Genomic DNA, 15,817 nt, shown 5'->3' on the forward strand with positions numbered 1-15,817 from the left:
ATCCTCAATGTGTCACCTGGCAGCCCTTGTTCCTTTTATTGCTCTGCTCGCCGCCCGCCCTGTGCTGTATGGCGATTTTGCCACTAATCCCAACGTCGAGCGCTTCATCGATAAAATGGTCAGCAAACATGGTTTCGATCGCCAGGCGCTGCATAACCTGCTGGCCCAAACGCAGCGGCTGGACGGCTTGTTGCGGCTCATGAACAGGTAGGCCCCCGTTGCACAGGGGCCTACCAGGCTGACTGGCGCCTGGCTGCGCTACAGTCAAAAATTCATCACGCCGGACAACGTACAAAACGGAGTTGCGTTTTGGAACCAGAACGCCTTAGATCGCGCCTGGCGTCAATACGGCGTGCCGCCCGAAATTATCGTCGGCATCATCGGCGTCGAGACACGCTGAGGACGGGTAATGGGCAGAACGCGCATTATCGATGCGCTGGCGACGCTGGCTTTTGATTATCCGCGCCGCGGCGACTATTTCGCCGCCGAGCTGGAAACGTTTTTGCTGATGGCGCGCGATGAGGGCGATGATCCGCTGGCGCTGCGCGGCTCCTTTGCCGGCGCCATGTGCTATGGGCAGTTTATGCCTTTTCTTTCAAACGTTATGCTGTGGATTTTGACGGCGATGGCCACATCAATCTCTGGGATCCCCAGGACGCTATCGGCAGCGTTGCCAACTATTTCCATGCCCACGACTGGGTGCCGGGCGGTAAGGTCGCGGTACCCGCCAACGGTCAGGCGCCCTGGCTACAGAATGGCTATGATACCCGTTATACGCTGGTGACGCTCTCCACCGCGGGGCTGTCGCCCCTCGAGCCGCTTGGGGATGAACAGCAGGCCAGCCTGCTGCGGCTGGATATCGGCACCCGCTATCAGTACTGGTACGGGCTACCCAACTTTTATGTCATTACCCGCTACAATCACAATCACAATACCCAATACCCAATACCCAATACCCAATACCCAATACCCAATACCCAATACGCCATGGCAACTGGGCAATGCGGTGAAGCAGGCACGGCTCGGCGGCTAGCGGGACAGAAAACGGGCGCCTTGCGAAGGCGCCCGTTGCGATCCCATAAACCGGCCGGAGGAGAAGGTTGGCTGCATCCACTGTCGTGAACGCCATTATTCGTAGCGGCGGAAATAGACCTCAAGACGATTTTGCACTTTGCTGAGCACCGTACTGAACAGCAGATAAATTGCCGCCGCTTCGATATAAAGAATTAACGGCTCATAGGTCACTGACACAATGCGTTGCGCGGCCAGAAACATTTCCGGCACAGTAATCACCGCCGCCAGCGATGTGTCTTTTATCAACGAGATAAACGAATTGGCCAGAGGAGGTATAGAAACAAATACCGACTGGGGCAAAATAACCCTGCGCATCGCCTGAGTTGAATTCATCCCGATAGCCCAGGCGGCTTCCCATTGTGCCTTGGGCACCGAAACAATAGCGCCGCGGATGATTTCCGAGCCATAAGCGCCGACGCTCAAGGTAAATCCAATAAGCGCCGCTGGAAAAGCGTCGAGGGTGACGCCTGCGCTCGGCAGACCATAGAAAATCAAAAACAGCTGCACCAGCAGCGGTGTTCCCCGGATAACCCAGACATAAAAATCAGCGATCCCTTTCAGCGGTTGCGGGCCATACAAACGAACCAGCGCCACCAGAAACCCCAGCACCAGGCCGCCGACAAATGACAGCAGAGCCAGCGGCAGGGTAAACATTAGCCCGGCTGTAAACAAACGCCAAAAGGAGTCGTACATCAATTGCAGCCATGGCGGCATCGGTGTGACTCCCGAAAAAAATTACTGAGAAACGTCCTGGCCGAAATAGCGCAGCGAAATAGTTTTATACGTGCCGTCGACTTTAATTTCATCCAGGGCTTTATTAATGGCGTCCACCAGCGCGGTTTGGTTTTTACGCACTAAAATGCCTGACGGCGCATTGGCGGGTTCAGAAGCGGCGACTTTCACTTTGACATTCGGCTGGTGTTTTTTGAAATCCAGGAACGACAAATTATCATTGAACGTAGCGGCCGCGCGGCCGGTTATAACCAGACCGATCGATTGCGTAAAGCTATCAGTCGGCACTATATCGGCGCCATATTTGCTGGCAAGCTGGGAATAATTGCTGGTCAGACTTTGCGCGGATTTCTGGCCTTTCAGATCGCTGAAGTTTTTAATCGTGGTATTGTCGTCGCGGGTTATCAACACCACCTTGGAATCGATATAAGGCTTGGAGAAATCATATTTCGCCTGTCGCTCCGGCGTAATGCCTACCTGATTAATTACCGCGTCGTAACGTTTACCGTCCAGACCGGCAATGAGACCGTCCCAGCGACCTTCGATAAACTTGGCCTTGACGCCCAGCTTCTGAGCCACTGCGCGGCCCAGGTCAACATCGAAGCCGACCAGTTTGTCGATCTCATCGTGAAAAGTGTAGGGCGCATAAGTTCCTTCGGTACCGAAGGTAATGGTACCAGAGGATTTAATGGCCGCCAAATCGTCGGCGGCCACTGCCTGCGCTGCGGTAAATGCGAGGGTACTGAATAACAGTGCCAAAGTTATTTTTTTCATGATTATTCCTGAAAAGACCGTGAAGAGAGGCGAATATCGCTTCGAGAGCCGGCAATGCTAAACTATTTTACTTTCAGGGCTAAAGCATTTTATGTCATTAGTCATTGCGTTTAGTTATACAATCTCCGTACGTTTGCAACTGTAGTGCATAGCGTGAATCGTGACAAGGGCGCGCGTAGCGGCAGCCCGCAGGCTAAAGTTGGAATACGTCCTTCATAAACACCTATTGACAGCCGGGCCGCCCTGTCTGCACGATCGCGGTAGGTCGATAGGGGCTCAGGATAAAATGATAATAAACGACAGCGAACTCTATGTGCTCAGCGCGCGGCTGGGCGCGGCGCTCAAACGGGACAACACATTCATTACCTGCGCCGAGTCGTGCACCGGCGGTTGGGTTGCCAGACCATTACCGATGTTTCCGGCAGCGCTGGCTGGTTCGAGCGCGGCTTTGTTACTTACGGCAATCAGGCAAAAATCGATCTGCTCGGCGTGCAGCCCAAAACACTTGAGCAGCACGGTGCGGTAAGCGACACGGTCGTGCTGGAGATGGTTTCCGGCGCGCTTCGCGCCGCGTCCGCCGACTATGCGGTGGCGATAAGCGGTATTGCCGGCCCCGACGGCGGCACGATCGAAAAACCGGTCGGTGCGGTCTGGTTCGGCTTCGCCGCTGCAAACGGGGAGCCTTTTTCCCAGCTTATGCATTTCGAGGGCGATAGGGAGGCAGTACGTCGTCAGGCGGTGCATTTCGCGCTGACCACGCTGCTTGCCACTTTTCTCTAAAAATCCGCTTGATACTGTACAATTATACAGTATAATTAGCACTGAGTACCGCCGGTACATATCGTTGGCGAAAGAGGGTGGCGATGTCGCTCCCCGCTTGATAGGAGTTGAAATGGCTATTGATGAGAATAAACAAAAGGCGTTAGCGGCAGCACTGGGCCAGATTGAAAAGCAATTCGGCAAGGGCTCGATCATGCGTCTGGGTGAAGATCGCTCCATGGATGTTGAAACGATCTCCACAGGTTCTCTGTCTCTGGATATAGCGTTGGGCGCCGGTGGGCTTCCCATGGGCCGCATCGTCGAAATCTACGGCCCGGAATCATCGGGTAAAACGACCCTGACCCTGCAGGTCATCGCCGCGGCGCAGCGTGAAGTCAAAACCTGCGCCTTTATCGATGCTGAACACGCCCTGGATCCCATCTATGCCAAAAAGCTGGGCGTCGATATCGACAATCTGCTGTGCTCCCAGCCGGATACCGGCGAACAGGCGCTGGAAATCTGTGACGCCTTGACCCGCTCCGGCGCGGTAGACGTCATCATCGTCGACTCCGTGGCAGCGCTGACGCCGAAAGCAGAAATCGAGGGCGAAATCGGCGATTCCCATATGGGGCTGGCCGCCCGTATGATGAGCCAGGCGATGCGGAAACTGGCGGGCAACCTGAAAAACGCCAACACACTCCTGATTTTCATCAACCAGATCCGTATGAAGATCGGCGTCATGTTCGGCAATCCGGAAACCACCACCGGCGGTAATGCGCTTAAGTTTTACGCGTCGGTTCGCCTGGATATCCGTCGTATCGGCTCGGTAAAAGAAGGCGATGTGGTGGTGGGCAGTGAAACCCGCGTCAAAGTCGTGAAGAACAAAGTTGCCGCGCCGTTTAAACAGGCCGAATTCCAGATCATGTACGGCGAAGGTATCAATATTCGCGGTGAATTGGTTGATTTGGGCGTCAAGCACAAGCTAATTGAGAAAGCCGGCGCCTGGTACAGCTACAACGGCGAGAAGATCGGCCAGGGCAAAGCCAATGCCTGCAGCTTCTTGAAGGATCATCCCGAGGTGGCGGCTGAGCTGGACAAAAAGCTGCGCGACATGTTGCTGCACAGCGCTGAAGGCAACAGCCTGGTCAGCGACGTGGAAAGTGAGGATGAAGGCGCTAGCGAGAGCAATGAAGAGTTTTAACCTACCGGCAGTGAAAACGGCGGTTCCGGCCGCGACGCGAGGTCGCTGACGCGGTGGCCTTCCTTCTTGACCGGGCTTGGGGCTATTGTCCCGCCGCGATCACAGCGAAGCCGGGCTGCAGCGTAAGCTGGCGATACCGCCGGTTGCGCGCCGCCGCTTTCGTGAGCGTCCGGACGCGCAACCCGTGCAGGCGGTAAGCCAGGAAGAGATTAACCAGGCTCACCTACTGTCACGAGCATGACTGGCTTGACGACGGGCGTTTTGCCCGGCGATATGTCAGCCGGCGTAGTAAACAAGGCTATGGCGAACAGCGTATCCGCATGGAGCTGTTGCAAAAAGGCATCGACAGGGATGATATCGATGCGGCCTTCGCCGTAGCGGTAAAAAAGTTCGGTCAGCCGCTGCCGGACGCGCCGCAGATCAAAATCAAACTACAGCGTTATCTTCTCTCCCGTGGCTTTTCCTTCGACGAAATCTGCTCTATTTATACAAATTTATAAATAGATGGTGTGCGGGATTTTACTTCGCACCAAAGAAAATTTATCTTATTCCCACTTTTTACGATCCTGAACGCTACTAGAGCGCCTTACAACTGCGCTATTCTGTTCGAGATTCGATCTTTTTGCATGATTCCGGGACAACTATGAGCAAGAGCACCGCTGAGATCCGTCAGGCGTTTCTCGATTTTTTCCATAGCAAGGGACATCAGGTGGTGGCGAGCAGTTCACTGGTGCCTGATAACGATCCAACATTGCTGTTTACCAACGCCGGCATGAACCAGTTCAAGGATGTGTTCCTGGGCCTGGATAACCGTTTCTATCGGCGCGCCACCACGTCACAGCGCTGCGTGCGTGCAGGCGGCAAGCACAACGATTTGGAAAATGTCGGCTACACGGCGCGCCACCACACCTTTTTTGAGATGCTGGGGAATTTCAGCTTCGGCGACTATTTCAAACATGACGCTATCCGGTTCGCCTGGGAACTGTTGACGGGGGAACACTGGTTCAACCTGCCCAAAGAAAAGCTTTGGGTCACGGTGTATGCCACCGATGATGAAGCCTACAACATCTGGGCCAGCGAAGTGGGGATCCCCGCCGAGCGCATTATCCGCATCGGCGATAATAAAGGCAGCGCCTATGCCTCCGATAATTTCTGGCAAATGGGCGATACCGGCCCCTGCGGTCCCTGCTCGGAAATCTTCTACGATCACGGCGAGCATATTTGGGGCGGTCCCCCGGGAAGCCCGGAGGAAGATGGCGATCGCTACATTGAGATCTGGAACCTGGTGTTTATGCAGTTTAACCGCCAGGCCGACGGTACTCTGCTGCCGCTGCCGAAACCCTCAGTGGATACTGGCATGGGGCTGGAGCGTATTGCGGCGGTATTGCAACATGTCAACTCAAACTATGATATCGATCTGTTCAAGACGCTTATCGCAGCCGCGGCAGAAGCAACGGGCGCCAGCGATCCCGACAGCAAATCGCTGCGGGTTATCGCTGATCATATACGCTCGTGTGTCTTCCTGGTCAGCGATGGCGTCGTGCCATCCAACGAGGGCAGGGGCTATGTCCTGCGCCGCATCATCCGCCGGGCGATTCGTCATGGCAATATGCTGGGCGCCAGCGACACCTTTTTCTACAAGCTGGTCGCGCCGCTCATCGACGTGATGGGCAGCGCCGCCAGCCAGCTGCAGCCGCAACAGGCAATGGTAGAACAGGTGCTGCGCGCCGAAGAAGAGCAGTTCGCCCGCACGTTGGAACGCGGTCTGACGCTGCTGGACGATGAGCTGGCCAAACTGACCGGCGATACGCTCGACGGCGAAACCGCCTTCCGTCTTTACGATACTTACGGTTTCTCGCTGGATTTGACCGCCGACGTCTGTCGTGAACGCAACCTGCGCGTCGATGAGGCGGGTTTTGAGCGCGCCATGGAGGCGCAGCGCAAACGCGCCCGTGAGTCGAGCGGTTTTGGCGCTGACTATAATAGTTTGCTGCGCGTGGATGAAACCACCCGCTTCTTCGGTTATGAACACCTTGAGCATCAGGGACGGGTGACCGCGCTGTTCCGCGATGGCCAGCTGGTGGGCGTCATTCGCCAGGGAGAAGAGGCGGTGGTCGTACTCGACGAGACGCCGTTTTATGGTGAATCGGGCGGTCAGGTGGGCGATCGGGGGGTATTGAAAGCGGCCTCCGGGGTGTTCGAGGTGGCGGATACGCAGAAATACGGCAAGGCCTTCGGGCATCAGGGCAAGCTCAGCTACGGTGAACTGAAACTGGGCGCGCAGGTCACCGCACAGGTGGATAGCGCACGCCGCGAGCGCATTCGCCTGAACCATTCCGCCACCCATTTGCTGCATGCGGCGTTGCGTCAGGTGCTGGGCGATCACGTCGGGCAGAAAGGATCGCTGGTAAACGACCACTACCTGCGTTTCGATTTCTCCCATAATGAAGCCATGAAACCCGAACAAATCCGTCGGGTAGAAGAGATTGTCAATGAGCAGATCCGGTGCAATCTGCCCATCCAAACCGACATCATGGCGCTGGAAGACGCCCGTAACAAAGGGGCTATGGCGCTGTTCGGCGAGAAATACGAGGCGCAGGTCAGGGTGTTGAGCATGGGGGATTTCTCCACCGAATTGTGCGGCGGTACCCACGCCAGCCGTACCGGCGATATCGGTCTGTTCCGCATCATTGCTGAATCCGGCACTGCCGCCGGTATCCGCCGCATCGAAGCGGTCACCGGTGAAGAGGCGCTGGCGTCGCTACATCAGCAAAGCGATCTGGTGCAGCACATAGCCCAGTTGGTGAAAGGCGATAGCCAAACGCTGGTGGACAAGGTGCGGGCGCTGCAGGAGCGTTCCCGACAGCTGGAAAAAGACCTTCAGCAGTTGAAGAACCAACAGGCGGCACAGGAAAGCGCCTCGCTCGGCCGCAACGTGCGCGACATCAACGGCGTCAAGGTTCTGGTGAGACAGCTGGACAGTGCCGAACCGAAAATGCTGCGTACCATGGTGGATGATCTGAAAAACCAGTTGGGGTCGGCGGTTATCATTCTTGCCACGGTGGCGGAGGGGAAGGTCAGCCTGATAGCCGGCGTGACCAAAGATTTGACCGATCGGGTCAAAGCAGGTGACATCGTCGGTCATCTCGCACAGCAGGTAGGGGGAAAAGGCGGTGGACGCCCCGATCTGGCGCAGGCGGGTGGCAGCGATATCGCCGCTTTGCCGGCCGCGTTGGCAAGTGTAGATGCGATGCTGGCCGCAAAACTCTGAGTAGAATAAGAATACGTTATAATAAACACCCTAACTTTCTGTTAAGTTAGGGTGTTTCAATACATACTCTTTCGGGAAACAAAAGTTAGGCGCGAAGCTGGTCATATCGACTAAACTTATACCAGATATGGAAAGCGCCCGGCCGGCCGGCGTGTGTCACATGCATGCTGCACGGCTTACGCTTTCACGGTATATGATGGATAGTGGCGGGAAACTGAGAGACCCGACTCTTTTAATCTTTCAAGGAGCAAAGAATGCTTATTCTGACTCGTCGAGTTGGTGAAACCCTCATGATTGGCGATGAGGTTACGGTTACTGTTTTAGGCGTCAAAGGCAACCAAGTCCGTATCGGTGTTAATGCTCCTAAAGAAGTTTCTGTGCACCGCGAAGAAATATACCAGCGTATCCAGGCTGAGAAGTCACAACAGACTCCTTACTGATCCTTTTTCAGCGCCTTGCCCCAGGCGAGGCGCAGCCCCTTGGATAATTCCATTATCAGCGCCTTCCTATTCCTGCTTTTTGTTTCCTTTCCCAAATCTTTAAAAGACGGTTAATTTACCGCTATTTAGCTGCCTATATGCGCAAGCTGCATGGGAATTGCGCAATCGCTTCCCGGGGGGCAAAAAAGGTTTGACTTATCAAGCCCAGAAAGTAATATGTTCGCCACGCAGTGCCGATGAGCTTCAACAACGGCGCGTAGGTGAGGTGGCCGAGAGGCTGAAGGCGCTCCCCTGCTAAGGGAGTATACGGTCAAAAGCTGTATCGAGGGTTCGAATCCCTCCCTCACCGCCATTTACACTGCATCCGTAGCTCAGCTGGATAGAGTACTCGGCTACGAACCGAGCGGTCGGAGGTTCGAATCCTCCCGGATGCACCATTTCCAACGCATTGCCTCCCTCATTGCGCCAATGATTTTCTCTCTCTTACCTCTCTCTGTTTCCATTTTGATAACCTGCTCTACCGTGAAGCGGCAAAACGCCCCGCAATGCCGCAGCCGGTGAACGACTTCTTGTCTTCTGTGGCCATACCGCCATGGGGCCGCCGTTTCGCCTATCTCGCCCGGACCACCGCCCTGTCACAGCGCGTGATTCCAATCCAGGGAGCACATCTGGTGCCAACAGAATCAGCGACAATGTTACGAGATTGCGCTAAAGTAAACGCTTAATTTACAGCTTCAGGTGAGCAACGATGTACGATCAGTACCAAGGATTGATCTTCGATATGGATGGTACGCTGCTTGATACGGAACCGACCCACCGCAAAGCCTGGAGACAGGCGTTGGCCCCTTATGGGATGCAGTTCGACGAGGCGGCGGTCGTCTCGTTAAACGGGTCGCCGACCTGGCATATCGCGAAAATGATCATTGAAAGTCATCAGGCCCAGATGGATCCCCATCAGCTGGCTAGCGAAAAAACCGCGGCGCTACACAAAATTCTCTTTGACGATGTGACCGCGCTGCCCCTTATTGACGTGGTCAAGCGCTACCATGGTAAGCGTCCTATGGCGGTGGGTACCGGCAGTGAACATGCGATAGCGGAGGCCCTGTTGCGCCATCTCGGGCTGCTGCACTACTTTGACACCATTGTCGGTGCCGATGACGTTACCCGTCATAAACCCGATCCGCAAACCTTCCTGCGCTGCGCGGAGCTTATCGGTGTTTCCCCCGAAGCCTGCGTGGTTTTTGAGGACGCCGACTTTGGTATCATGGCCGCACAGGCTGCCAGGATGGCGTTTGTGGATGTCCGTGCCTTGAGCGCGTGACGTTGACCAGACATAGCTATCAACAAGTCGGCTCCCTTATGCTAAGCCCAAATACTGTCAACTGCGGGAGGTCAATTTGATCCCGGATGTATCCACCGCGCTTTCCTGGCTGGAAGCCAACCCTCAAGCACTGAAGGGCATTCGTCGCGGCGTAGAGCGCGAAGGGCTGCGCATCAATGCCAACGGCAGCCTGGCGCAGACCCCCCATCCTGAATCGCTCGGTTCGGCGCTGACCCATAAGTGGATCACTACCGATTTTGCCGAAGCGCTGCTGGAATTTATTACGCCGGTTGACGACGATATCGATCATATGCTGACACTGTTGCGCGATATCCACCGCTACGTCGCTCGCCGTCTGGGTGATGAACGCCTATGGCCGATGAGCATGCCCTGTTTCATTGACAGCGCTCAACCCATTGAACTGGCGCAATACGGCAGCTCCAACATCGGGCGGATGAAAACTCTGTACCGGAAAGGATTAAAGAATCGTTACAGCGCGCTGATGCAGGTGATAGCCGGCGTACATTACAATTTCTCTCTGCCGCTGGCCTTCTGGCAGGCTTACGCCGGTATCCGCGATGAGGCGAGCGGCAAAGAGGCGATTTCCGCCGGCTATCTGCGGCTTATCCGCAATTACTACCGCTTCGGCTGGATTATCCTGTATCTGTTCGGCGCCTCGCCGGGTATTTGTCCATCTTTCCTGAACGGCCGCAAGACCGATCTGCTGTTTGAACAAGCACCATCGGGGCTCATTTACCTGCCCTATGCCACCTCACTGCGCCTGAGCGATTTAGGCTATACCAACAAGTCCCAGAGTCAGTTGAACATTACCTTTAACCATCTGGACGAGTATGTCCGCGGTTTGAAGCAGGCGATTAAAACGCCCTCTGCCGACTATCAGCGCATGGGGCTGCAACGAGGCGGCCATTATCTGCAGTTGAATACCAACGTGCTGCAAATTGAAAATGAACTATACGCGCCGATACGCCCGAAACGCGTAACGCGAGATGACGAATCCCCGTCCGATGCGCTGATGCGCGGCGGTATCGAGTATGTCGAAGTGCGCTCGCTGGACATCAACCCCTTCTCGCCGGTGGGCGTTGACGAGGAGCAGGCGCGCTTTCTGGATCTTTTCCTGATTTGGTGTACGCTGGCTGAAGCACCCGAAATGAGCGCGGAAGAATTACGCTGTACCCGCACCAATTGGAATCGGGTGATCCTCGAAGGGCGCAAGCCCGGCCTGATGCTTGGCATTGACTGCGGCAGCACCGAGCAGCCGCTGACGATCCTTGGCAAATCGCTGTTTAGCGATCTGCGGCGCGTGGCCGAAACCCTCGATAGCAACAATGGCGACACGCACTACCAGCTGGTGTGCGATAAACTGGTGGCGGGCTTCGATAATCCCGAACTGACGCTCTCCGCCCGTTTTATGGATCAATTGATAGAGCATGGTATTGGCGGGCTGGGGCTTATTCTGGCCAACGACTATCGCCAGACGCTGCGCGATGAACCGCTGCAGGTGCTAAACGAAGCGCAACTGGATGAAGAACGCCTGCGATCCTGGCAACGACAGCGTAGCCTTGAAGTGGCGGACCACCTGAGTTTTGATGAGTTTTTGGCGAGCCAGAACGGGCGCTGAAAAAAGAAAAGGCCACAGAAACTGTGGCTAAATTAACATTCCTGTTAACAGGGATGATGATAACAAATGCGCATCTTTCATTAATTAGGACCCACGGCGGGGAAAAAGGTTTCCTTACATTCGCAAAAAATAAATTATTTTTAAAGGAGGTGGAATCATGCCACTTTTGGATAGCTTTACCGTAGACCATACCCGTATGGCAGCGCCTGCGGTTCGTGTTGCGAAAACCATGAAAACACCTCATGGTGATACTATCACCGTCTTTGACCTGCGTTTTTGCCGGCCGAATCTGGAAGTCATGCCGGAGCGGGGCATCCACACCCTAGAGCATTTGTTTGCGGGCTTTATGCGTAACCATCTGAACGGTGAAGGCGTTGAAATCGTGGATATTTCCCCGATGGGCTGCCGTACCGGTTTCTATATGAGCCTTATCGGCGCGCCGGAGGAACAGCGCGTGGCCGATGCCTGGAAAGCGGCGATGGCGGATGTGTTGAAAGTTAAAGACCAGAAGCAGATCCCTGAGCTGAATGAGTACCAGTGCGGCACGTATCAAATGCATTCGCTCACGGAAGCGCAAGATATCGCGCAACATATTCTGGATAACGCTATCCGCGTCAACCAGAACGACGAACTGACTTTGCCGAAAGAAAAGCTGGCGGAACTACACATCTAGTCTAGCGCGGGCCGGGGGGGGGGATGTTCGCATGGTCCGCCGCCTTGGCCGCATTAACGGTTGGCACGGCGGTGGACGGTGGCGGGCTCAACCGGCAGAGGAGTCAGTAGATCTTCACCCTCAACCAAAGATAAAAGCTCACCCCCGGGTGAGCTTTTTTAGTTTCTGCTCGCGAGAGATTACCCGTTACGGTCTCATGCGCCCTGCAAAGCCTGTGCAACGGCGTGGCTCTGCGCAGACGGCGCGTTTATTTGCCGTCGACGCCCTGCTTTAACGGTTTGATAGGGGTGATGCGCACCTGCTTTATCATATTGTCCTGCACATCCAGAATATCAATTTGATAGCTGCCGATATGCGTATGGGTATTGGCTAGCGGAATATCCTCCAGCACCTCCAGCAGCATGCCGTTGATAGTGCGCGCTTCCTCTTCCGGTAGCGACCAGTTAAACGCCTTGTTCAACTCCCGGATACTGGCGCCGCCCTCGATAATCACCGAACCGTCGCTTTGCGGAATGACTTCTTCCGCCAGGCTCGGGGACATGGAGGTTGTGAAATCTCCCACGATCTCCTCAAGAATATCTTCCACCGTCACCAGCCCCTGGATATCGCCGTACTCATTGACGATGATGCCCACCTTCTCTTTATTGCGCTGGAACTTCACCAGCTGCACATTAAGCGGCGTTCCTTCTGGCACATAATAAATTTCGTCGGCGGCGCGCAGCAGGTTTTCTTTGGTAAATTCCTGCTTTTCCGTCATCAAACGGTAGGCTTCACGCACCCGCAGCATACCGATTGCGTCATCAAGGTTATCGCGATACAGCACGATACGGCCATGAGGGGAGTGGGTTAGTTGACGAATAATCGACCGCCACTCGTCGTTGACGTTGATGCCGACAATCTCATTGCGCGGAACCATGATGTCGTTAACGGTCACTTTTTCCAAGTCCAGCACGGAAATCAGCATGTCCTGATTGCGACGCGAAATCATCGAGTGGGATTCCGTCACGATGGTGCGCAGCTCTTCCTTACTCAGCGCATCGCGTACGTTGGAAGGGAGCCTGATGCCCATCAGCCGCATAAGCAGCCGGGTAATCAGATTCAGCAGCCACACTATCGGCAACATTAGTTTTTGCAGCGGCACCAACAGCAGGCTGCTTGGGAAAGCGATACGTTCAGGATAGAGCGCCGCCACGGTTTTTGGCAGCACCTCGGCGAACAGCAGCACCACAAAGGTCAAAACGCCGGTGGCGATGGCTACGCCGAGATCGCCGTACAGACGCATCCCGACAATGGTCGCCAGCGCCGACGCAAGAATGTTGACTAGATTATTGCCAATCAGCACCAGACTCAGCAATTGATCCGTACGCCGCAGCAACTTCTCAACGCGGCGGGCGCCGCGGTTGCCCTGTTTGGCCTGATGACGCAGACGATAGCGGTTTAACGTCATCATGCCGGTTTCGGAAGCGGAAAAATAGGCGGAAACCAATACCATGATAATAAGGATGATCAGCAGTGTACTGGTTGAAACATGTTCCAAAGTGGGCTTTCCTTATCGGCGTTATCTTACGCCATCACATTTTGCCAAATTCGGCTGCCGAAATAGGCCAGCGTCAGCAATAGCACGCCCAGCACGCTGAGCCACACCACCCGGCGGCCGCGCCAGCCCTGCCGGTAATGACCCCATAGTATTACAATATAGACCAGCCAGGCGATGAAAGAGAGTATCGCTTTATGCCGGTTCTCGGCGACAAACCAATCCCGTATAAAGAAAAGACCCGTGGCGAGCGTCAGCGTCAGCAGCACCACGCCGACCTGCGTGATGTGGAACATTTTACGCTCAATACCCATCAGCGGCGGCATATCGGAATGAAAATTCAGCTTCTTGTTTTTCAACAGGTAATCGAGCCAGGTCAATTGGAACGCGTACAGCGCGGCGATAATCAGCACCGCATAGGAAAACAGCGCCAGGCCGATATGCACCATCAAACCGGGCGTTGCTTCCAAGTGGGTGATGAATTCACCCGGCATCAGCGTAATGAACGCCACATGAATCATCGCGAAGATATAGACGATAGGCAATAAGAACCAACCGCGGTTGCGCGACGCCGCCACCGTCATCACCACGCAAATAATAAGGCTGATTAAGGAGCCCACGTTCAACAAGCTCAGATTCTGCCCCGCCTGCACGCCGAAGATACGTAGCCAGATGAGAACGCCATGTCCCAACATCGTCACCGTGGCCGACAGTAGGGCCAGCCGGCGATAGGCGCTGCTGCGGCGCAAAATGCTGTGCAGAATCAGGCCGAGGCTTAAAGAGTAGGAAATAAAGGCCAGAAGGGAAATCCAGGACATAGCAGCGTCATCGTCTGACTTAAATAAAAGAGGCGACCAGTATAGCCTTCAGCGCGTCATGCTCCAACCGTTGTCGTAAGGGGTGCAGCGATCCCGGCCTGCTTCGTGTTATACTGCCGCCAATAATGTCGCGCAAGCGGCCGGACGCTACGTTGAGTAAAAACGATGTTTGACAATTTATCCGATCGATTATCGCGCACGTTGCGCAATATCAGCGGCAGAGGCCGCCTGACTGAAGACAATATCAAAGATACCCTGCGGGAAGTCCGCATGGCGCTGCTGGAAGCGGATGTGGCGCTACCTGTGGTGCGGGATTTTATCAGCCGGGTCAAAGAGAGCGCGCTGGGGCAGGAAGTCAATAAAAGCCTGACGCCGGGACAGGAATTCGTCAAGATTGTGCGCTCCGAGCTGGTGAACGCCATGGGCGACGAAAACAACTCCCTTAATCTGGCGGCGCACCCGCCGGCCGTCGTGCTGATGGCGGGCTTGCAGGGGGCCGGGAAAACCACGAGCGTCGGCAAGCTCGGCAAATATCTGCGCGAGAAGCAGAAGAAGAAAGTGCTGGTGGTGTCCGCCGACGTCTATCGCCCGGCGGCGATTAAACAGCTGGAAACCCTGGCCGAAACCGTCGGCGTTGATTTCTTCCCGTCCGACGCCGGCCAGAAGCCGATCGACATTGTCAATCAGGCGCTGAACCAGGCCAAGCTCAAGTTCTACGATGTGCTGCTGGTGGATACCGCCGGCCGCCTGCACGTGGATGAAACGATGATGGCGGAAATCATCGCCATTCACGCTTCTATCACACCGGTGGAAACCCTGTTTGTGGTTGACGCCATGACCGGGCAGGACGCCGCCAATACCGCTAAAGCGTTTAATCAGGCGCTGCCGCTGACCGGGGTTATCCTGACCAAGGTGGACGGCGATGCGCGCGGCGGCGCGGCGCTCTCCATCCGGCATATCACCGGTAAACCGATCAAATTCATGGGCGTCGGTGAGAAAACCGATGCGCTGGAGCCGTTTTACCCCGATCGTCTGGCTGGACGAATACTCGGCATGGGCGACGTGTTGTCGCTTATCGAAGATATCGAGAGCAAAGTCGATCGCGCTCAGGCAGAAAAGCTGACCAGCAAGCTGAAAAAAGGCGATGGCTTCGACCTCACCGACTTCCTCGACCAGCTCAAGCAGATGCGTAATATGGGCGGTATGGCCAGCATGATGAGCAAGCTGCCCGGCGTCGGCCAGCTGCCGGACAACGTCAAATCGCAAATGTATGATAAAGTCCTGGTGCGCATGGAGGCTATCATCAATTCCATGACCGCCAAGGAGCGCGTCAGCCCGGACATTATTAAAGGTTCGCGCAAGCGTCGTATTGCCGCCGGCTCCGGCATGCAGGTCCAGGACGTCAACCGCTTGCTGAAACAGTTCGACGACATGCAGCGCATGATGAAGAAAATGAAAAAAGGCGGTATGGCGAAAATGATGCGCAATATGAAGGGCATGATGCCGCCCGGCTTCCCCGGGCGTTAACTATCGATTGCTTTTTACCCCGAAACGAGTAAAATTTTGGGGCTTTTTATACGG

Annotated in this window: 13 protein-coding genes, 2 tRNA genes and 2 pseudogenes; 13 read left to right on the forward strand and 4 right to left on the reverse strand. The window is 55.2% G+C overall.

The window, feature by feature from the left end; genetic code table 11:
* The first annotated feature begins 7 nt into the window (after positions 1–7).
* A pseudogene (gene mltB, locus SGP1_RS04735) lies at positions 8–1,122 on the forward strand (lytic murein transglycosylase B).
* Positions 1,123–1,128: 6 nt separating this feature from the next.
* On the opposite strand, the gene SGP1_RS04740 reads toward mltB, so the two are convergent.
* A complete protein-coding gene (locus SGP1_RS04740) occupies positions 1,129–1,788 on the reverse strand; it encodes an amino acid ABC transporter permease (protein WP_011410508.1) in 660 nt (219 codons plus the stop codon).
* Between the two features lie 21 nt (positions 1,789–1,809).
* Positions 1,810–2,580, reverse strand: coding sequence for an amino acid ABC transporter substrate-binding protein (locus tag SGP1_RS04745; protein WP_011410509.1), 771 nt, complete (start codon positions 2,578–2,580; stop codon positions 1,810–1,812).
* 292 nt (positions 2,581–2,872) lie between these two features.
* Between SGP1_RS04745 and pncC the strand changes: the two are divergent.
* The 11 genes and pseudogenes from pncC (at position 2,873) to luxS (ending at position 11,884) form a co-directional block, all read left to right on the forward strand.
* Positions 2,873–3,360 (forward strand): annotated as a pseudogene (gene pncC / locus SGP1_RS04750) (nicotinamide-nucleotide amidase).
* Positions 3,361–3,472: 112 nt separating this feature from the next.
* Positions 3,473–4,540 (forward strand): recombinase RecA, encoded by a 1,068-nt coding sequence (recA, locus tag SGP1_RS04755; protein ID WP_011410510.1) that lies wholly within the window; start codon positions 3,473–3,475, stop codon positions 4,538–4,540.
* A gap of 85 nt (positions 4,541–4,625) precedes the next feature.
* Positions 4,626–4,781, forward strand: coding sequence for a hypothetical protein (locus tag SGP1_RS32685; protein WP_243466168.1), 156 nt, complete (start codon positions 4,626–4,628; stop codon positions 4,779–4,781).
* Between the two features lie 79 nt (positions 4,782–4,860).
* Positions 4,861–5,040, forward strand: a complete 180-nt coding sequence (locus tag SGP1_RS32690) for a regulatory protein RecX (protein WP_050747407.1) — start codon at positions 4,861–4,863, stop codon at positions 5,038–5,040.
* 143 nt (positions 5,041–5,183) lie between these two features.
* Positions 5,184–7,811, forward strand: coding sequence for an alanine--tRNA ligase (alaS, locus tag SGP1_RS04765; protein WP_011410511.1), 2,628 nt, complete (start codon positions 5,184–5,186; stop codon positions 7,809–7,811).
* A 254-nt stretch (positions 7,812–8,065) separates the two neighbouring features.
* Positions 8,066–8,251 (forward strand): carbon storage regulator CsrA, encoded by a 186-nt coding sequence (gene csrA / locus SGP1_RS04770; RefSeq protein ID WP_011410512.1) that lies wholly within the window; start codon positions 8,066–8,068, stop codon positions 8,249–8,251.
* A 259-nt stretch (positions 8,252–8,510) separates the two neighbouring features.
* Positions 8,511–8,603 (forward strand) — tRNA-Ser (locus SGP1_RS04775).
* Positions 8,604–8,611: 8 nt separating this feature from the next.
* A tRNA-Arg gene (locus SGP1_RS04780) sits at positions 8,612–8,688 on the forward strand.
* 311 nt (positions 8,689–8,999) lie between these two features.
* The gene (gene yqaB, locus SGP1_RS04785) at positions 9,000–9,572 is read left to right on the forward strand and encodes a fructose-1-phosphate/6-phosphogluconate phosphatase (protein WP_011410513.1); all 573 of its coding nucleotides are present in this window, start codon (positions 9,000–9,002) and stop codon (positions 9,570–9,572) included.
* A gap of 76 nt (positions 9,573–9,648) precedes the next feature.
* On the forward strand, positions 9,649–11,211 hold the full coding sequence (gene gshA, locus SGP1_RS04790; protein WP_011410514.1) for a glutamate--cysteine ligase: 1,563 nt from the start codon (positions 9,649–9,651) through the stop codon (positions 11,209–11,211).
* A 157-nt stretch (positions 11,212–11,368) separates the two neighbouring features.
* Positions 11,369–11,884, forward strand: a complete 516-nt coding sequence (gene luxS, locus SGP1_RS04795) for an S-ribosylhomocysteine lyase (protein ID WP_011410515.1) — start codon at positions 11,369–11,371, stop codon at positions 11,882–11,884.
* Between the two features lie 247 nt (positions 11,885–12,131).
* Here the strand turns inward: luxS and SGP1_RS04800 are convergent, their stop codons facing one another.
* Both SGP1_RS04800 and SGP1_RS04805 read right to left on the reverse strand, forming a co-directional pair.
* Positions 12,132–13,421 carry an HlyC/CorC family transporter gene (locus SGP1_RS04800; RefSeq protein ID WP_041866639.1) on the reverse strand — a complete coding sequence of 430 codons (1,290 nt, stop codon included), beginning with the start codon at positions 13,419–13,421 and terminating at the stop codon, positions 12,132–12,134.
* Between the two features lie 26 nt (positions 13,422–13,447).
* On the reverse strand, positions 13,448–14,236 hold the full coding sequence (locus tag SGP1_RS04805) for a cytochrome C assembly family protein (protein WP_011410517.1): 789 nt from the start codon (positions 14,234–14,236) through the stop codon (positions 13,448–13,450).
* Between the two features lie 165 nt (positions 14,237–14,401).
* Here SGP1_RS04805 and ffh point away from each other — a divergent pair, with 165 nt between their 5' ends.
* The gene (ffh, locus tag SGP1_RS04810; RefSeq protein ID WP_011410518.1) at positions 14,402–15,763 is read left to right on the forward strand and encodes a signal recognition particle protein; all 1,362 of its coding nucleotides are present in this window, start codon (positions 14,402–14,404) and stop codon (positions 15,761–15,763) included.
* The last annotated feature ends 54 nt before the right edge of the window (positions 15,764–15,817 follow it).

Source organism: Sodalis glossinidius str. 'morsitans', from assembly GCF_000010085.1.
Classification (GTDB): Bacteria; Pseudomonadota; Gammaproteobacteria; order Enterobacterales; family Enterobacteriaceae; genus Sodalis; species Sodalis glossinidius.

Bases quoted from the DNA above. Each gene is read 5' to 3' on its own strand.
- alaS (WP_011410511.1), top strand. From the start codon at position 5,184: ATGAGCAAGAGCACCGCTGAGATCCGTCAGGCGTTTCTCGATTTTTTC.
- SGP1_RS32690 (WP_050747407.1), top strand. From the start codon at position 4,861: ATGGAGCTGTTGCAAAAAGGCATCGACAGGGATGATATCGATGCGGCC.
- SGP1_RS04805 (WP_011410517.1), bottom strand. From the start codon at position 14,236: ATGTCCTGGATTTCCCTTCTGGCCTTTATTTCCTACTCTTTAAGCCTC.
- yqaB (WP_011410513.1), top strand. From the start codon at position 9,000: ATGTACGATCAGTACCAAGGATTGATCTTCGATATGGATGGTACGCTG.
- ffh (WP_011410518.1), top strand. From the start codon at position 14,402: ATGTTTGACAATTTATCCGATCGATTATCGCGCACGTTGCGCAATATC.
- luxS (WP_011410515.1), top strand. From the start codon at position 11,369: ATGCCACTTTTGGATAGCTTTACCGTAGACCATACCCGTATGGCAGCG.
- SGP1_RS04740 (WP_011410508.1), bottom strand. From the start codon at position 1,788: ATGCCGCCATGGCTGCAATTGATGTACGACTCCTTTTGGCGTTTGTTT.
- csrA (WP_011410512.1), top strand. From the start codon at position 8,066: ATGCTTATTCTGACTCGTCGAGTTGGTGAAACCCTCATGATTGGCGAT.
- SGP1_RS04745 (WP_011410509.1), bottom strand. From the start codon at position 2,580: ATGAAAAAAATAACTTTGGCACTGTTATTCAGTACCCTCGCATTTACC.
- recA (WP_011410510.1), top strand. From the start codon at position 3,473: ATGGCTATTGATGAGAATAAACAAAAGGCGTTAGCGGCAGCACTGGGC.